The organism is Luteimonas sp. AC640a, from assembly GCF_979256585.1.
The window spans coordinates 566,849-582,808 of record NZ_CEEDOV010000010.1; the positions used below are offsets into that span (position 1 = coordinate 566,849).

General features: G+C 69.1%; 16 protein-coding genes. 8 read left to right on the forward strand and 8 right to left on the reverse strand.

Translation table 11 applies throughout. The features are described from left to right. Positions 1-136: 136 nt before the first annotated feature. The 5 genes from ACZ9YD_RS11600 to ACZ9YD_RS11620 all read left to right on the forward strand — a co-directional run bounded on the left by ACZ9YD_RS11600 (position 137) and on the right by ACZ9YD_RS11620 (position 7,510). On the forward strand, positions 137-2,389 hold the full coding sequence (locus tag ACZ9YD_RS11600) for a TonB-dependent receptor (RefSeq protein WP_465075365.1): 2,253 nt from the start codon (positions 137-139) through the stop codon (positions 2,387-2,389). A gap of 78 nt (positions 2,390-2,467) precedes the next feature. After that, positions 2,468-3,928, forward strand: coding sequence for an amidase family protein (locus tag ACZ9YD_RS11605; RefSeq protein ID WP_465075366.1), 1,461 nt, complete (start codon positions 2,468-2,470; stop codon positions 3,926-3,928). Next, the gene (locus tag ACZ9YD_RS11610) at positions 3,928-4,560 is read left to right on the forward strand and encodes an FMN-binding negative transcriptional regulator (protein ID WP_465075367.1); all 633 of its coding nucleotides are present in this window, start codon (positions 3,928-3,930) and stop codon (positions 4,558-4,560) included. Before ACZ9YD_RS11605 ends, ACZ9YD_RS11610 begins: the two co-directional genes overlap by 1 nt. Further along, a complete protein-coding gene (locus ACZ9YD_RS11615; RefSeq protein ID WP_465075368.1) occupies positions 4,557-5,540 on the forward strand; it encodes an alpha/beta hydrolase in 984 nt (327 codons plus the stop codon). Before ACZ9YD_RS11610 ends, ACZ9YD_RS11615 begins: the two co-directional genes overlap by 4 nt. Continuing rightward, a complete protein-coding gene (locus ACZ9YD_RS11620) occupies positions 5,537-7,510 on the forward strand; it encodes an alpha/beta hydrolase family protein (RefSeq protein WP_465075369.1) in 1,974 nt (657 codons plus the stop codon). The genes ACZ9YD_RS11615 and ACZ9YD_RS11620 overlap by 4 nt, the downstream gene beginning before the upstream one ends. A gap of 211 nt (positions 7,511-7,721) precedes the next feature. On the opposite strand, the gene ACZ9YD_RS11625 is transcribed toward ACZ9YD_RS11620, so the two are convergent. After that, positions 7,722-8,438, reverse strand: coding sequence for a LysE family translocator (locus ACZ9YD_RS11625; RefSeq protein WP_465075370.1), 717 nt, complete (start codon positions 8,436-8,438; stop codon positions 7,722-7,724). A 105-nt stretch (positions 8,439-8,543) separates the two neighbouring features. Here ACZ9YD_RS11625 and ACZ9YD_RS11630 point away from each other — a divergent pair, with 105 nt between their 5' ends. Further along, positions 8,544-9,692, forward strand: coding sequence for an aldo/keto reductase (locus ACZ9YD_RS11630; protein WP_465075371.1), 1,149 nt, complete (start codon positions 8,544-8,546; stop codon positions 9,690-9,692). Between the two features lie 4 nt (positions 9,693-9,696). Here the strand turns inward: ACZ9YD_RS11630 and ACZ9YD_RS11635 are convergent, their stop codons facing one another. From ACZ9YD_RS11635 to ACZ9YD_RS11660, 6 genes are all read right to left on the reverse strand, one after another. Continuing rightward, complete coding sequence (locus tag ACZ9YD_RS11635) at positions 9,697-10,137, reverse strand: YcxB family protein (RefSeq protein ID WP_465075372.1); 441 nt, start codon at positions 10,135-10,137, stop codon at positions 9,697-9,699. Beyond that, positions 10,134-10,709 carry a nucleoside 2-deoxyribosyltransferase domain-containing protein gene (locus ACZ9YD_RS11640; protein WP_465075373.1) on the reverse strand — a complete coding sequence of 192 codons (576 nt, stop codon included), beginning with the start codon at positions 10,707-10,709 and terminating at the stop codon, positions 10,134-10,136. Before ACZ9YD_RS11640 ends, ACZ9YD_RS11635 begins: the two co-directional genes overlap by 4 nt. A gap of 89 nt (positions 10,710-10,798) precedes the next feature. Continuing rightward, positions 10,799-11,197 carry a VOC family protein gene (locus ACZ9YD_RS11645; RefSeq protein ID WP_465075374.1) on the reverse strand — a complete coding sequence of 133 codons (399 nt, stop codon included), beginning with the start codon at positions 11,195-11,197 and terminating at the stop codon, positions 10,799-10,801. Continuing rightward, positions 11,194-11,625, reverse strand: a complete 432-nt coding sequence (locus tag ACZ9YD_RS11650; protein WP_465075375.1) for a hypothetical protein — start codon at positions 11,623-11,625, stop codon at positions 11,194-11,196. The genes ACZ9YD_RS11645 and ACZ9YD_RS11650 overlap by 4 nt, the downstream gene beginning before the upstream one ends. A 93-nt stretch (positions 11,626-11,718) precedes the next feature. Beyond that, a complete protein-coding gene (locus ACZ9YD_RS11655; RefSeq protein ID WP_465075376.1) occupies positions 11,719-11,955 on the reverse strand; it encodes a DUF1653 domain-containing protein in 237 nt (78 codons plus the stop codon). A gap of 26 nt (positions 11,956-11,981) precedes the next feature. Further along, the gene (locus tag ACZ9YD_RS11660) at positions 11,982-12,212 is read right to left on the reverse strand and encodes a hypothetical protein (protein ID WP_465075377.1); all 231 of its coding nucleotides are present in this window, start codon (positions 12,210-12,212) and stop codon (positions 11,982-11,984) included. Between the two features lie 82 nt (positions 12,213-12,294). On the opposite strand from ACZ9YD_RS11660, the gene ACZ9YD_RS11665 reads away from it, so the two are divergent. Further along, on the forward strand, positions 12,295-13,752 hold the full coding sequence (locus ACZ9YD_RS11665; RefSeq protein WP_465075378.1) for a DNA recombination protein RmuC: 1,458 nt from the start codon (positions 12,295-12,297) through the stop codon (positions 13,750-13,752). Positions 13,753-13,949: 197 nt separating this feature from the next. Further along, positions 13,950-14,495: a glutathione peroxidase gene (locus ACZ9YD_RS11670; protein WP_465075379.1), complete on the forward strand. Its 546-nt coding sequence runs from the start codon at positions 13,950-13,952 to the stop codon at positions 14,493-14,495. 364 nt (positions 14,496-14,859) lie between these two features. On the opposite strand, the gene ACZ9YD_RS11675 is transcribed toward ACZ9YD_RS11670, so the two are convergent. Next, positions 14,860-15,942 carry an MlaA family lipoprotein gene (locus ACZ9YD_RS11675; protein ID WP_465075380.1) on the reverse strand — a complete coding sequence of 361 codons (1,083 nt, stop codon included), beginning with the start codon at positions 15,940-15,942 and terminating at the stop codon, positions 14,860-14,862. Between the last annotated feature and the right edge of the window lie 18 nt (positions 15,943-15,960).

Genomic DNA, 15,960 nt, shown 5'->3' on the forward strand with positions numbered 1-15,960 from the left:
CTTTCCGACCCGTGGAATCTGCTGGACGCGATAGCGCCGGTCTTCTATTACTCGTACGTCAGCGCCGCGCTTCGGCATCACGCCTGAAGTCGAAGCGGCCTGGTCCCAGCCCAGCCATCGCCCAACGGGAATCGACATGAAGCCGCTCACCACCGCACGCCTGGCCCACGCCATCCGTCTCGTCTGTTTGTGTACGCCGTTGATCGCCGCGCCGGCGCTGGCGCAGACCGCAGCGTCTGGCGCTTCGACGGTGCCTGCTTCCACCACCGAACTCGACACGATCGTCGTCACCGCCGGCAAGACCAACGAGTCCGTGCGCGAGATCGCCGGCTCCGTCTCGGCCGTCACCGGCCAGCAGCTCGAGGATCTGGGCGCGCAGTCGCTGGCCGATTACATCCAGCGCACGCCGGGCGTGGTGTTCAACAGCTATCAGCCGGGCGTCTCGCATGTGGTCATGCGCGGCATCGCGACCAGTTCGGGCAACGTGCAGGGCCAGACGACCACCGGGTACTTCCTCAACGAAGTGCCGCTGACCGAGCCGGGCTTCAGCATCGTCATCCCCGACATCGACGCCTTCGACATCAACCGCGTCGAAGTGCTGCGCGGGCCGCAGGGCACGCTGTTCGGTTCGGCCTCGATGGGCGGCGCGATCAACTACGTGGCCAATGTCGCCGACCCGACCGGCTTCGATGCGGCCGTGGAGGCCACCGCCAGCCAGACCCGCAACGCCGACATCGGCTTCGGCGGCAAGGCGATGGTCAACCTGCCGATCGCCGACGACATCCTCGCGGTGCGCGCGGTTGCGCAGTACCGCGACGATCCCGGCTATCTCGACAACATCGGCCTCGGCCGCGAAGGCAGCAACGACAGCCGCACCGCGGGTGGCCGCCTGTCGGTGACGCTGACGCCTTCGGAGGCGACCACGCTGAGCTGGTTGAGCCTGTGGCAGAACACCGATGCCGACGACAACAGCTACCGCATCGCCGGACTCGGCGAGTTCGAGCGCGACACCGCGATTCCCGAATTCACCGATACGAAAGTCGCCGTGCACAGCCTGCGGCTGGATCAGGATCTCGGCTTCGCCACGCTGACCGCGCTGCTGTCGCAGCAGCACAAGCAGCAAGACTGGCAGTTCGATTTCACCCCGATCCGCGGCGCCTACAACGCCGATCTCGACCTCGATCTCGACACGCCGCTGTTCATCGCCTCGGGCGGCGAAAGCACAGGCCGCAGCCTCGAACTGCGTCTGGCCTCGCCTCGTGACCAGCGCCTGGAATGGCTGGTCGGCGGCATGGTGTTCCAGACCGACAAGGATCTCTACGAGACCATCGGCGCCGCCGGCGCGGCGGGTGCGTTCGATCGCTCGTCGCTCTTCGGCCCCGGCAGCGGCGCGGTCATTGCGCCCGACGGTTCCACGTTCAACGCGTTCTACAGCCATCTCGACGGCTCCGAACTCGCGGTGTTCGGCGAAGGCACCTTCCATTTCAACGACCAGTGGAAAGCCACGCTCGGTGGCCGCTTCTTCCGCACCAGCGTCGACGCGCAGACCACCCAGGTCGGGTTCTCGACCTATCCCGGCGATCCCATCGTCACCCGCTCGCGCACCGACGAGGACGGCTTCAACCCCAAGGCCTCGCTGACCTGGACGCCGTCGGATGATCTGATGCTCTACGCGCTGGTCTCGGAAGGCTTCCGCTTCGGCGAACCGAACACGCCCGGCCTCAGCGCGTTCCCGGTGCCTGCCGGCTCCACCAGCGACAGCCTGATCAATTACGAACTCGGCACGCGCACCAGCTGGGCCGACGGCCGCTGGCTGGTCGACGCGACGCTGTTCTACGTCGATTGGAGCGACATCCAGCTGCGCCTGCAGACGCCGGACTTCTTCAACTACGCCAGCAACGGCGGCAAGGCCTACAGCCGCGGCATCGAACTGGCGACCACGTGGCGCCCGGTCGACAGCTTCGACTGGACGCTGGCGGCGACCTGGCAGCAGGCGCGTCTCGACGAGGATCTCGACATCCTGTTCGCCGGCACCGCGCCCGCCGGTTCGCAGCTGCCGGGCTCGGCCGACTGGACCGTCAGCAACGTGCTGAGCTACCGCTTCGACACGCGCTTCGCGCCGACGCTGACGCTGGCGCACCAGTACATCGGCAGCGGCATCAGCGATCTCAACTCCGCCGTGCCCGGCGCCGTGCGCAACGAACAGGGCAACTACAACACCGTCGATCTGCGCTACCGCATGTCGTTCGGCAACACCGACCTGACCCTGTTCGGCAGCAATCTCGGCGACACCCGCGGCATCACCCGCAGCGTGTCCGAGGTCAACGGTATCGGCCAGGGCATCGTGCGGCCACGCACCGTCGGCGTGACCGTGCACTGGCACTACTGACGCGCGCCACACACACCGACGCCGGCGATCGCCGGCCGCCTGACCACGACCGCCGCGGCGGCCGGAGACACCTGATCCATGACGACGTTCGACACCGTGGCGGGCCACGCCGATGCACTGGCGCTCGGCCGGCTGGATGCCCACGCACAGGCCGCGCTGCGCCAGCGCGGTGACATCAGCGCACTGGAATTGACCGAAGCAGCCATCGTGCGCGCGCAGCATCTGGACCCCACGCTGCGCGCGCTGAGCCATCAGGCGTTCGACATTGCGCGACAGCAGGCCCGTGCGCTCGACGCCGCCGGCCCAGACACCGCCACACCGCTCGCCGGTGTGCCCTGGCTGCCGAAGGATTCGCTGCGCGTACCGGGCATGCCGACCCGTGGCGGCTCACGCAGCCGCACCGGCACGCTGGCGACCGCGGACGAAGCCTCGCCCTTTGTCCGGCGCTTCGACGCCGCGGGCCTGGTCGCGATCGGCAAGAGCGCGATGCCCGAATTCGGCCTGATGGGCTCGACCGAACCGCTGCTCGGACCGGTCACCGCCAATCCGTGGTCGCTGACACATTCGCCGGGCGGTTCCAGCGGCGGCGCCGGCGCGGCGCTCGCGGCGGGCATCGTGCCGCTGGCACATGGCAGTGACGGTGCGGGATCGATCCGGATTCCCGCGTCGGCCTGCGGCGTCGTCGGGCTCAAGCCCGGACGCGGTGCCTGCGTGCCGGTGCGCGGCCGCCATGCCATTGAAGACCTGATCGTGGCCGACAGTCTGATGTCGCGCAGCGTGCGCGATACCGCGTGGGCGTTCGCCGCCGCGCATCCCGATGCCCCCGCCGTGGTGACAGGGCCGGACGCGCGCCGTCTGCGCATCGGTCTGGTCGTCGATGCGTTGCCGGGGCTTGCACCGGATCCCGAGGTCGCAGACGCGCTCCATGCCGCGGCGCGTCTGTGCGAATCGCTCGGCCACCACGTCGAGCCGGTCGCCTGGCCGCTGCCCGGCGATGCGGTGTGGGCGGCGCTGCATACGCTGTGGTCGCGGTTGGGCGTCGACGCCGTCGAACTGGCGACCGCGCAGGGCGGCGCGGCATTCGCCGAGCGTGCGCTGGAACCCTGGACGCGCGGACTGGCGCAGTGGCACGAAACGCACTGCGGCGTGCCCGAACTCGAACAGGCCTGGGCGACGGTGGCCGCACTGCCTACGGCGTTCGCTCAGTTCCACACGCGCCACGACGTGCTGCTGTGCCCCACGCTGCGCACGCCGCCGCCGACATTGGGCACTCTGGCCCCGGACCGCGACTTCGACGCGTTGATGCCGGCGATGTTCAACTGGATCTCCTATACGCCGCTGCAGAACCTGGCCGGCACGCCCGCGATCTCGCTGCCGCTCGCGCACAGCCGCGACGGTCTGCCGATCGGCCTGCAGTTCGCCGCCGACCGGGGGCAGGAAGCCACCCTGCTCGCGCTCGCCTTCGAACTGGAAACGGCCGCGCCGTGGTGCGACCGTTGGCCGCCGACATCGGTGCTCGCCACCCAGGACACACGCTGATGGGCCACGCCCGCGATTCCCGTTACGCCCCGCGCCACGATGGCGATGTGCTGCGCCTGCTCGACGCGCAGCCGTTCGCATGGCTGGTCTCTCCCGGCGGCGACGATGCCGCGTTCACGCCGCTGCCGCTGCGCACCGAGGTCGATGCGCAAGGGCGGCTGATCGCGTTGCGCGGACACGTCGCGCGTCGCAATCCGCATGTCGCGCGGCTGCGTCGCGATCCGGTTGCCTATGCGCTGGTGATCGGGCCGCATGCCTACGTGTCGCCGAGCTGGCTCGACGATCGCACCCAGGCACCGAGCTGGAACTACGCGGCCGCCGCGTTCACGTTGCACGTCGAATGCAGCGAAGCCGAAGCCGATATCGCCGACGAACTCGATGCACTGGTCACGTCGATGGAAGCCGGGCGTCCGAATGCATGGGCGCTGCCGGAGATGGGCGAACGCTACGCGCGGCTCGCGCAGGGCGTCACCGCATTGCGGGGGCGGATCATCGAGACCCGCGCGACGTTCAAGCTCGGCCAGGACGAAGCGCCGCACGATTTCGCGCAGCTGATCGCGGGTCTGGTCAGCGGCGGCGAACACGATCTCGTCGCCTGGATGCGGGATTTCGACGCGGACCGCCCTGCATGAACGCGAGTCTCGACGCATTGGATCCGGCGCTGCGCGAGTTCGTGCACACGGTCTGCAGCGAAGGCGCGCGACTCGCCGGTGGCCGCAATCTCGACTGGCCGCAGCAGCGCGAAATCGCGGAGACCGTACGCACGCCGTGGCGCGCCGGCGGACCGGTGATGGCGACGACCACGACGCACCGGATCGCACACGGCGCCGGCGGTTTCGACGTGCGCGTGCATCGACCGCATGGCATCGCCGCGCAGGCGCCGGCGCTGGTGTATCTGCACGGTGGCGGCTGGTGTCTCTTCAGTCTCGATACGCACGACCGGCTGATGCGCGAACTGGCCGAGCGCGCGGGCGTGGTCGTGATCGGCGTGGACTACGCGCTGTCGCCCGAGCATCCATATCCGGTTGCGCTCGAGCAATGCATCGCCGCGATCCGTACCTTGCGCGATCAGCCCGACACCTTCGGCATCGACCCGTCGCGCATCGCGCTGGGCGGTGATTCCGCCGGCGCGAATCTCGCCCTCGCGACTGCGCTGCGGCTGCGCGATGGCAGCGCAGATCCGCGCATCGAGGCGCTGCTGCTGCTCTACGGCGCCTTCGATACCGCGCTCGATGCGGATTCGGTGCGCACCCTCGGCACCGCCGACGACATGCTCAGTGCCGACGAGATGGGCGACTACTGGCGCGCGTATCTCGGACCCGACGCGTCGGGCTGCCGCGATGGCTACGCCGTGCCCGCGCACGCCGCGCTGCACGACCTGCCGCCCACGCTGCTGCTGTGGGGCGAGCGCGACGTGCTGGCGGCGCAGAACGCGGCGATGGCGACGCGGCTGCGCGCGGCGGGTGTCACCGTCGAAGCGCACGCCTATCCGCACACGCCGCACAGTTTCATCGAAGCGATGTCGATCTCGGACATCGCCCGCGATGCACTCGCGCGTGGCGCAGGCTGGCTGCGCATCCATCTCGCCGTGACGCAGGACGCTTCCGCATGATCCGACCTCTGCTGCTGTCGTGCGCGCTGTTGTCGCTGGCGCCGCTCGCTTCCGCGCAGGCGCCCACAACCCGCGCGCATGTGCCGACGCCGCAGGACATCGCCGAGCTGGCCGCGGTCGACGATCCGCAGATCAGTCCCGATGGCCGCAAGATCGCCTACACCGTCGGTACGCCGCGCGCGGAGGGCAAACCGCAGCGCACACAGCTGTGGCGCGTGGCGTTCGAAGGCGACGTCGCGCCGCGTGCGATTCCCGCGCCTGCCGAGGCCAGCGACCGTCAACCGCGCTGGTCGCGCGACGGCAAGCAGCTGCTGTTCCTATCGGACCGGCCCGTGCCGGGCGGGCAGACACTCGGCGCGAACCAGGTCTGGCGCGTCTCTGGCGACGGCACGCAGGCGACGCTGCTGACCCGCGCCGCGACCGATGTCGCCACCTTCGATCTGTCCGCCGATGCACGCCGCATTGCCTGGCTCGCGACCGATGCGGCCTCTCACGAAGACGCCGCGCGGCTCGCGGCCAAGGACGATGCGGTCGTCGTCGAACAGCCCACGCAGTTCTCGCGCGTCTGGGTACAGGACCTCGCGACTGGCGCGGCGCGCGTGCTGACGCCGACCGGGATGCAGGTGCACGATCTCGCCTGGTCGCCCGACGGCCGCACGCTCGCGCTGCGTCGCTCGTCGGGCACCACGCTCAACGACTTCTGGTACGACTCGGCGGTCGTGCTGCTGGATGTCGACAGCGGCCGCTTCGGCGCCGTGCTCGAACCCCACGCGTCCGCGCATCCGCTGCAGTGGTCGCCGGACGGCACGCGTCTGCTCTACGGCCGGCTCGGTGCGCACGGCATGGTCGCGACGCCGATCGTCCACGACATCGCGCGCGGCACGCAGATCGCCCTCGGCGAAGCCTGGCCCGGCACGCTGTGGCTCGCGCGCTGGCAGACCGACACCACGCTGCTCGGCCAAGGCCAACGCGGTATCCGCGGCGCGCTGCTGCGGCTTGATGCGTCGAGCGGCGCAGCCACCGAACTCGCGCAGCCGCAGATTCCGTATCGCAGCTTCACCGCGTCCGCCGAGGGCCGCATCGCCTACCTCGGCCTGCGCGACGACAGCCCCGGCAACGTCTGGACCTGGGATGGCACGCAGCTCGCACAACGCAGCGATCACCAGCCGCAGGTCGCGGACTGGGCGCTGGGCCGCGTGCGCGAACTCGAATGGGCGTCGTCGCGCGACGGACGTGCGATCAGCGGCCTGCTGGTCACGCCGCCGGACTGGGACGGCGCGACACCGCTGCCGACGCTGGTGCAGATCCACGGCGGACCTGCGTGGGCGTGGTGGTCGGGCTGGCAGGGCTCGTGGCACGAATGGGCGCAGCTGCTCGCCTCGCGCGGTTACGCCGTGCTGCTGCCGAATCCGCGCGGCTCCGAAGGCCACGGCAGTGCGTTCGCCGAGCTCGCGCGCGGCGACTGGGGCGACGGCCCGCTGCAGGACGTGCTCGACGGCGTCAACGTGCTGGAAGCCGAAGGCGTCGTCGATGCCCAACGCCTCGCGATCGGTGGCTGGAGTTACGGCGGCTATCTGTCGGCGTGGGCGGTCGCGCGCAGCGACCGGTTCCGCACGGCGATCGTCGGCGCCGGCGTACTCGATCTCGCCAGCGCGGCGCTGACCAACGACGTGCCGGATTACCTGCTCGGCTACTTCGGCGATCCGCTGCGCGAGCGCAAGATCTACGACGCGCAGTCACCGGTGCATCACGCGGCGGATGTGCGCGTGCCGGTGCTGCTGCTGCACGGCGAGGCCGACGCGCGCGTGCCGCTGTCGCAGGCGCAGATGTTCCATCGCGCCTTGCGCTTCAACGGCACGCCGGTCGAGCTGGTGACCTATCCGCGCGGTCCGCACTGGTTCCACGAACAGGCGCACGAAATCGATCTGCAGCAGCGCGTCGTCGACTGGCTCGATCGCACGTTGCGTTGAGGCGTCCGGCGGCACAGAAGACGCGCAGGCTGTATCACGCCTGCCACGCACACCCCAGCGCGTGCGCGTGAGACTGCGCAGGCCGCGACGCGGGTTCGCGCGCAAGCGCGCTCCTACAGATACCGTTCCGGGTGATCGTTCGGCGTTTGTAGGAGCGCGCTTGCGCGCGAACCCGCGTCGCGAATCGACACGCCGATGTACCGCGCCCATCTCAATTGAACGCGAGGCGGACCCCGAACCCCACCAGACACGCCCCTGCGATCCGCCGCAGCCACGTGGTGATGCGCGGATCGCGGGCGACACGTGCGCGCAGCGCGTGTCCGGCGAGGATCAGCAGCGAGCAGTACAGCAGTCCGAGCAGACAGATCAGCGCCGACATCGTCGCGAACGTCGCGAAGCCGCGGTGCTGCGCCGGATCGATGAACAGCGGAAAGAACGCCATGTAGAACAGCACGGCCTTCGGATTGAGCAGCGTGATCAACAGGCCCTGCCGGAACCAGTGGCCGCTGCCCATCGTGACCATGCCTGCGCCGTCGCCGCGGCTGCGCAGCAGCTGCACGCCGATCCACACCAGATACGCCGCGCCGAGCCACTGCACGCCGCGGAACAGCATCGGATTGGCGGCGAGCAATGCGGCCACGCCGCCCGCGGCCAGCCACAGCAGCACCTGGTCGCCGAGCGCGAGACCGAAGAACGCCGCATAGCCGCCGCGCACGCCGCCGCGCGCGGTCGCGGTCAGCAGCGCGAACGTGCCCGGCCCCGGAATCGCGAGAAATACGAGGACCGCGACCACGAAGGTCGGCAGATCGGAAATGCCCATCCAGCCCATGTCGTCACCGCCGCGGATCGAGCGCGAATGATACGCAGGCGAGGCGCCCGCACGCGCCGGGAATGCGCATTGCAGCGACGGTTTCCGGGGCCGGTTCACGGCGCCGCGTCGGCGCGGCTGTCACGGTGTGCAGTCGCGGACATCGACGCAGGGCGGCCGGACGGCCGGAGACGATGGTCGCATTCCTTGCCGCCGGAGATCCCCATGCATTCACGTCGCACCTTCCTGTCCGCCGCCGCGCTCGGCGCCGCCACCCTTGTCGCCGCGCCGTTGATCGCCAGCGCGCAGACCACGCCCGGTGACGTCCTGCCCACGCAGGGCCGCGGCGATGCCAGCCCGCTGCCGACCAATCCCGCAGGCAGCCGCAAGTACCGCCCGACCGGGCGCGTGGGCCTGGGCGGCGCGCCGCTGGGCAACAACTGGGCGGTCGTCACCGAAGACGATGCACAGGCCACGCTGGAAGCGGCCTGGGATGGCGGCATGCGCCTGTTCGACACCTCGCCCTGGTACGGCCTGGGCCGCTCCGAACGCCGCTTCGGTCACGTGCTGGGCCAGAAGCCGCGCGAGGAATACGTCATCTCCAGCAAGGTCGGACGCCTGCTGACCGCGACGAAAGAAACGCCGAAAGTCAGCTGGAAGGACCCGCCGCCGTTCGCCTATCGCTACGACTACAGCGCCGCAGGTACGCGCCGCTCGGTGGAAGACAGCCTGCAGCGCCTCGGCATCGATTCGCTCGACATCGTGCTCGTGCACGACCTGTCGCCCGACAACGGTGACATGGGAGAGCGCTGGCTCGAATATTTCGAGCAGGCCCGCACCGGTGCGTTTCCGGAACTGACGAAGATGCGCGAGGAGGGCCTGATCAAGGCCTGGGGCATGGGCGTCAATACGCCGGACCCGGCGATGCGCGCGATCGAAGTCGCCGACCCGGACATCTTCCTGCTCGCCTGCCAGTACTCGCTGCTCGACCACGCGCACGCGCTGCAGCACACCTTCCCGCATCTGGCCACGCGCGGCATCTCGGTGATCGTCGGTTCGCCGCTGCTGGCCGGCTTCCTCGCCGGCCGCGATCGTTATCTCTACGGCTCGCAGCCGGTGCCGCCGGATGCACAGCAGAAGCGCGCGAAGGCCGAAGAGATCGTGCGCTCGCACGGCGTCGATCTGCGCACCGTAGCGCTGCAGTTCGCCAATGCACCGGAAGTGGTGTCGGCGATCGTGCCGGGCTCGCGCAATGCCGAACAGGTGGCTGCGAACATCGAATCGATGTCGGTCGCGATTCCAGCGGCGGTGTGGACCGATCTGCGTGACGCGAAGATCATCACCGCGAACGCGCCGGTGCCGAACGCGGCTTGAGGGCTCAGCGCTGGCCGGATTGCAGCCGCGATCCGGCCAGACGTTCGAACGCGCGCCGCGCGTCCGGTGTCAGTACCCGGAACGGGACCGGCACGGCGCCCTGCGACAGTTCGACGACGTAGCCCCGGCTACAGACGCGCACGGCCTGGACGCGCGACCACGGCACGCTGGACGTGCCACGTTTCGATGTGCGCTCGATGCCATCCGCGTCGATCTTGAACGTGCATCGGCCGATCCGGTGCGACTTCCAGACAAAGGCGCCGACCGCCAGAACACCCAGTGCGCCTGCGAAGATCCGCTGCTTCCAGCGCGCGGCATCGCGTACGAACGCATCGGTGGCGCACGCGTCGTCGACCGCAAACGCGACGTACTCCACGAGGCGATAACGCACTTCGAAGCGGAGTGACGCGGCGTCCTCGTACGCGGGATGTCCAGAATCGCTCAATCGGCCGACCGTTCGGACCCTGCGGTGTCCGGACGCTGCGGCGATTGCGCGTTTGCAATACGCGCGCGCACCGCTGCGATCAGGGCCGGCAGGCTTTCGTAGCGCGGCACGTCGTAGCGTTCGGCAGTGATGTCGAGATTGCCCTTGCGGAAGTAGCCCGCCGGTGCAGCGAGCAGCAGCTTGCCCGAGCGGGCATACAAGCCGAACTCCAGCAGCGTGATCGGGCTCTGCGTGCCGGGTGCGAAGTACATCAGCACGAGATCGGCGCGCTCCAGTGCGTCGAGTTCCCATTCCACCTGACGGCGGAACTCGGGCTCGTCGGCCTCGGGCCGCCATTCGGGATTCCAGTCGGCGCGACGCGGGTTGAGCAGCACCACGTCGAGATCGACGAGCGCGTCCTGCACGTCCTGTTGCCAGTCACCGGCGCGGCCCATCTCGATGCTGCCCGCGAGAAACACCTTCGGGCGCGCATCATCGGCGATCGGCTCGGGCGAGGTGATCGTCGTGGCCGCGGATAGCGACAGGGGTGCCAATGCGAACAGGCACAGGAACGCGAACAGGGACCGGGGCATCGTGCGTATGTCAGGAATGGGGCGCGTCATGATCGCAGACGCGCGCACCCGCGTTCGTGGCACGTCTGACGCAGCGCAACGACGCGCGGTCAGCCGGTCGGCGGCGCGTCCTCGCGCACTTCTTCCATCAGCCCGACGAGGTTGCCGTCCGGATCACGCAGGAAGCCGATCCACAGATCATGGTCGGGAATCCGCGCGGCGAGCGCGGGTGCGCGCTCCGCGACGGCGCCCTTCGCAACGCAGCCTTCGAAGACACGCACGATGTCGTGTACGTGGAAATACAGCACCGAGCTGCGACCCGGCTCGCCCGCACCCTGCGGCGTGCTGAGCATGAGGCGCACGCCACCGGCGTCGAGGAACGCGAGTCCGGGCCCTGCACGGAACAGGAAATCGAGTGCCAGCACGTCGCGATAGAAGTCGAGCGCGATGTCGACGTCGGACACGGTCACGGCGACCTGGCGCAGGGCAATGGACGCGGGGCTGTTCATCGTGCGCAGGTCACGGCGCGTCGGGCCGGCGTCGACGCGGATTCCCAGGGCGCGCGCTGGATCTGGTCGTTGACGCCCCAGTGATAGACGAAGGCGGCGCCGTCATCGATGGTGCCATGCGCGCGGATCGGGCCGAGGCCCGAATCGAATCCCCAGGTCTGGTCCAGCGATTCCACACGCAGCTGTGCGCCTGGCGCGAGTGTGCGGACCAGACGCACGCGGTTGAAGGAGTGGTTCGTGGTGTCGACGGGCAGGGTCTGCAGCGACAGCGCGGGTTCGTCGCGGATCGCGTACAGGCCCGTCGATTGCTGCAGCACGACCTGCGCGGGCACGGTCAACGGCAGGCACGCATCCCGCGCGAGATCGTGGGTGCCCTCGCAGCCGGCGAGTGCCAGCGCGGCCAGACAGACGAGACGGCGGATCGACATGGCGCTTCCACGGCGGACGCGGCGCGTCCGGACGCCGGCACGATAGCCCGGCGACCGTGTAGCTGCATCCGCGACACACACGGTCTCCTGCACTCAGGCGTGGTCGACGCGCGCGAAGCGCGGCACCTCGTGTCCATCCGCGACGACCGTTTCCACGAACATCGCATGCGGCCGCACCCACAGCGCGCCTTCGCCATACAGCGGCCGGTAGACCACGACCGGTTCCAGCGTCTCGCTGTGCCGCGCCACGCCGATGACGTCGTAATCGCGGCCCTTGTAATGGCGGTAGCGGCCCGGCGCGAGGGGCGGCAATGCAGGCAGATCGGACATCGGCGTCTCCAGTGAAATAGCGAGGATCAGCGGCGTGTGCGCGGCGACACGAGGAGACCGCAGACGTAGACGAGCAGACCGACCACCACCACGGCGCCGCCGACGATGCGACCGAGATCGCGCGCCTCGCCATCGGTGGCGAACAGATGGATGGCGACCAGCACGCCCGCGCCGATCAGCAGCAGGCATCGGCCGACCATCACCATCGGCCGGGTGAACCGCAGCTTCGCCTCGTCGATCGACCGGTTGCGCTGCATCGTCGTGGTCTCGTGTTCCGTCCGGGACGCGAGTTTCGCATGCAGGCGCAGTCGCTGAGACGGCGCCCGCTAGAATCACCGGATGAATGCCACGCTCGTACTGCTCGCCCTGATCCTGCTGCTCGTCGCCATCGCGACCGGCATCCTCGTCGTTCTGTTGCTGCGCCGGCCCGGCCAAGGCAGCGACACGCTGGAGCGCGTGTTGCGCGAGGAGCAGCGCGACGGCCGCGGCGAACTGCGCCAGCAGCTCGATGCGTCCGCCGCGTCGCAGGCGCAGCGTATCGATGCCTTCGGCGCGCAGCTGCAGGCCGTCGCCGCGCGCACCGACCAGCGTCTGGACGAGTTCACCCTGCGCACCGATGCACGGCTCGACACCTTCACCCGGACCACCGACGAGCGCCTCGGCGTGCTGCGCGCGGCGCTGACCGAAGACGCGCGCAAGACCCGCACCGAAGGCGCCGAGCAGCAGCAGCGGTTTGCCGATGCCCTCGGCGCGCGCCTCAACGAACTCACCCAGCGCAACGAACAGCGCATCGGCGAGATGCGCACGACACTCGAGCAGCAGCTGCAGCGCCTGCAGGCCGACAACGCCAGCAAGCTCGACCAGATGCGCGCGACCGTCGACGAAAAACTGCAGACCACGCTCAATACGCGTCTCGATGCCTCGTTCAAGATCGTGTCCGAGCGTCTGGAACAGGTGCAACGCGGCCTGGGCGAGATGCAGCAGCTGGCGACCGGCGTGGGCGATCTCAAGCGCGTGCTGACCAACGTCAAGGATCGCGGCGGCTGGGGTGAAGTGCAGCTGGAGAACATCCTCGAGCAGACGCTGACGATGGAGCAGTACGCGCGCAGCGTGCGGGTGAAGCCCGACAGCGCCGAGGCCGTGGATTTCGCGATCCGCCTGCCCGGCCGCGGCGACGACACGGTGGTGTGGCTGCCGGTCGATGCGAAGTTCCCGCGCGAGGATTACGAGCGCCTGATCGATGCGCAGGAGAATGGCGACATCGACGCGATCAAGACCTCCACCGCGCAGCTCGAACGTGCGATCCGTGTGCAGGCGAAATCGATCAGCGACAAGTATGTGTGTCCGCCGCACACCACCGATTTCGCGGTGATGTTCCTGCCCACCGAAGGCCTGTACGCCGAAGTGATCCGCCGCGCCGGACTCGTCGACCTGCTGCAGCGCGAACATCGTGTCGTGCTGGCGGGACCGACCACGTTCACCGCCCTGCTCAACAGCCTGCAGATGGGCTTCCGCACGCTGGCGATCGAGAAGCGCTCCAGCGAGGTCTGGCAGGTGCTGGGCGCGGTGAAGAGCGAGTTCGGCAAGTTCGCCGGCATTCTGGAAAAGGCCGAGAAGCAGATCACCACGGTCGGCAAGAGCCTGGGCGAGGCCAGCCGCAAGACCCGCACGATCGAGCGCCGCCTGCGCGGTGTCGAATCGCTGCCGGGACCCGATGCACAGGCGCTGCTGGGCGAGTCGCTGGATGACGTGTCGGGTGACGAGACGGACACTGAGGACGAGCGTCAGGACGACTAGCGCGACGCGCGCGGGCACGGATCAAGTTTCATGTTCGCGCGCGATCACGCCGTGCTGCCTGCACCCATCGCGTGCAAGCGCGCACCTGCCGGGTTTCGCTGCGCACGCTCTGTTCTGCGGCTGGCATCGAGGCGTCAGCCTGCGGCGACATGCGGCCCGCTAACATCGGGCCTCTCATCACCCGCGAGCACGCCGCCATGACCGCACCGTTGACCGACATTCCGCTCAAGACCATCGACGGCGAGACCACGACGCTCGGCGCGCACGCCGGCAAGGTGTTGCTGGTGGTCAACGTCGCGTCCAAATGCGGACTGACGCCGCAGTACGCAGGCCTCGAAGCGCTGTACCGGGAGAAGCGCGACGCGGGCCTGGAAGTGCTGGGCTTTCCGGCCAACGACTTCGCCGGCCAGGAGCCGGGCAGCGACGCCGAGATCCAGCAGTTCTGCAGCCTGAGTTACGACGTGAGCTTTCCGCTGTTCTCGAAGATCGCGGTCACCGGCGATTCGATCCATCCGCTGTACACGGCGCTGACGAGCGCGCAGCCCGAAGCGACCGGCGAAGGCCCGATGCGCGAGAAGCTGCGGGCGTACGCCCCGCCCAATCCGGCGCCGGGCGTGCTGTGGAATTTCGAGAAGTTCCTGATCGACCGGCACGGGCATGTCGTGGGCCGTTTCGCGCCCGACGTGACGGCGGATGATCCGCGCGTGCGTGCGGCGGTGGAGGCGGCGTTGGCGGGAGCGTGATTGTTGCGGGTGCGGGTGCTGCGGTGTCGGGGTTCGGTTGGTGTCCTGCGCTCCGCTTTGAGTTCGTGCGAGAAGCGCCCTCACCCCAGCCCCTCTCCCGGAGGGAGAGGGGCTCGTGTCATGCGAGACCAAGCGCTTCTAAGCCCCTCTCCCTCTGGGAGAGGGGTTGGGGTGAGGGCCGCTCTTCGCGGCAATGCGTTCGGTTCGAACGAAATGCCCAGACGCGGAATGCACCCGCGCGTCGCCAGATTTCCCGAAACCGGGTGCTTCGCCCCACCCAACCCTCCCCCGTAAACGAGGGGAGCTACGAAAAAAGCCCCGCTTTCGCGGGGCTTTTTCTCAGAACTTCAACACACCTAATCCATCAGTTCGACGGCGACAGCGGCACCATCGGCATCACGTCGACCGGTACGGTCGGCATCGCGTCGTCGTCGTAGAGATAGTCCGGCAGACCGGTTTCGTGATCTTCACGGTCGGTGCGTCGCACCGACTCGATCTGGTAGGCGCGGCGCTGCATCCACGCGTCGCGGATCAGCGCGTACTCGTCGGTCGCGCCCTCGCGCATGCTGTCGACGGCGAACAGGCGCGTGCGCAGGTCGACCAGCTGCAGGCCCTGCAGGCCGTAGCGCCACGGATCGTCACTGACCTGACGCAGCGGCGACAGCGGCGCATCGCCGACCAGGCCGAAACCGTCGCGCAAGGTCCGCGGGCCGAACAGCGGCAGTTCGAGGTACCGCGAATTGCGCCAGCCCCACACGCCCATCGTCTGGCCGAAGTCGGCGCTCTGGTTCGGGATGTTCGCATCCGTTGCCGGGTCGAAGATGCCGCCGATGCCCAGCGTGCTGTTGACGACGAAGCGGCCCAGCGACTGGCCAGCGGCCTTCGGTCGGCCCTGCAGCAGTGCATTGAGCGCGCTGACCGGCTGGCCGAGGTTGCTGAAGAAGTTGGTCACGCCCAGGCGTACCGGGCGCGGGACGACCTTGGCATAGGCCTTGGCCAGCGGCTTGGCGAAACCACGGTCGATCGCACTGTTGAACGCGAACACCTTGCGGTTGAGCGGTTCCCACGGATCGTAGCTGCGCGGCATCTGCGCAGCTTCGGGGAGCGTGGGATCGTAGATCGGGTCGTAGACCGGCTCGCCGTAGAGCGCGGCATAGTCGAGCTCGGCATCGGTCGGCGTGCCATCGGCAGGCGCGGCGTCGCCGGCGACGCGCGCGGCATCGTCGAGCGCACCGATCACTTCGCCGCTATCGGGCGCGGCCGGCACGTCGGTAGCGTCGGCTTGCGCCGCCGTCGGCACCTCGGCCATCGCAGGTGCCGGTGCGGAGACCGTGTCGGCCACCGGCGCCGGGGCAGGATCACGGACGGCGCCATTGCCGGCGCAGGCGACGAGCGCTGCCGACGCGATCAGCAGCAGCAGGAAACGGAACGGGGCAAGGCTCGACATCGTCGGAATCCCGGGCAG

Bases quoted from the DNA above. Each gene is read 5' to 3' on its own strand.
- ACZ9YD_RS11675 (WP_465075380.1), bottom strand. From the start codon at position 15,942: ATGTCGAGCCTTGCCCCGTTCCGTTTCCTGCTGCTGCTGATCGCGTCG.
- ACZ9YD_RS11615 (WP_465075368.1), top strand. From the start codon at position 4,557: ATGAACGCGAGTCTCGACGCATTGGATCCGGCGCTGCGCGAGTTCGTG.
- ACZ9YD_RS11600 (WP_465075365.1), top strand. From the start codon at position 137: ATGAAGCCGCTCACCACCGCACGCCTGGCCCACGCCATCCGTCTCGTC.
- ACZ9YD_RS11640 (WP_465075373.1), bottom strand. From the start codon at position 10,709: ATGCCCCGGTCCCTGTTCGCGTTCCTGTGCCTGTTCGCATTGGCACCC.
- ACZ9YD_RS11610 (WP_465075367.1), top strand. From the start codon at position 3,928: ATGGGCCACGCCCGCGATTCCCGTTACGCCCCGCGCCACGATGGCGAT.
- ACZ9YD_RS11650 (WP_465075375.1), bottom strand. From the start codon at position 11,625: ATGTCGATCCGCCGTCTCGTCTGTCTGGCCGCGCTGGCACTCGCCGGC.
- ACZ9YD_RS11660 (WP_465075377.1), bottom strand. From the start codon at position 12,212: ATGCAGCGCAACCGGTCGATCGACGAGGCGAAGCTGCGGTTCACCCGG.
- ACZ9YD_RS11665 (WP_465075378.1), top strand. From the start codon at position 12,295: ATGAATGCCACGCTCGTACTGCTCGCCCTGATCCTGCTGCTCGTCGCC.
- ACZ9YD_RS11605 (WP_465075366.1), top strand. From the start codon at position 2,468: ATGACGACGTTCGACACCGTGGCGGGCCACGCCGATGCACTGGCGCTC.
- ACZ9YD_RS11670 (WP_465075379.1), top strand. From the start codon at position 13,950: ATGACCGCACCGTTGACCGACATTCCGCTCAAGACCATCGACGGCGAG.
- ACZ9YD_RS11630 (WP_465075371.1), top strand. From the start codon at position 8,544: ATGCATTCACGTCGCACCTTCCTGTCCGCCGCCGCGCTCGGCGCCGCC.
- ACZ9YD_RS11655 (WP_465075376.1), bottom strand. From the start codon at position 11,955: ATGTCCGATCTGCCTGCATTGCCGCCCCTCGCGCCGGGCCGCTACCGC.
- ACZ9YD_RS11620 (WP_465075369.1), top strand. From the start codon at position 5,537: ATGATCCGACCTCTGCTGCTGTCGTGCGCGCTGTTGTCGCTGGCGCCG.
- ACZ9YD_RS11645 (WP_465075374.1), bottom strand. From the start codon at position 11,197: ATGAACAGCCCCGCGTCCATTGCCCTGCGCCAGGTCGCCGTGACCGTG.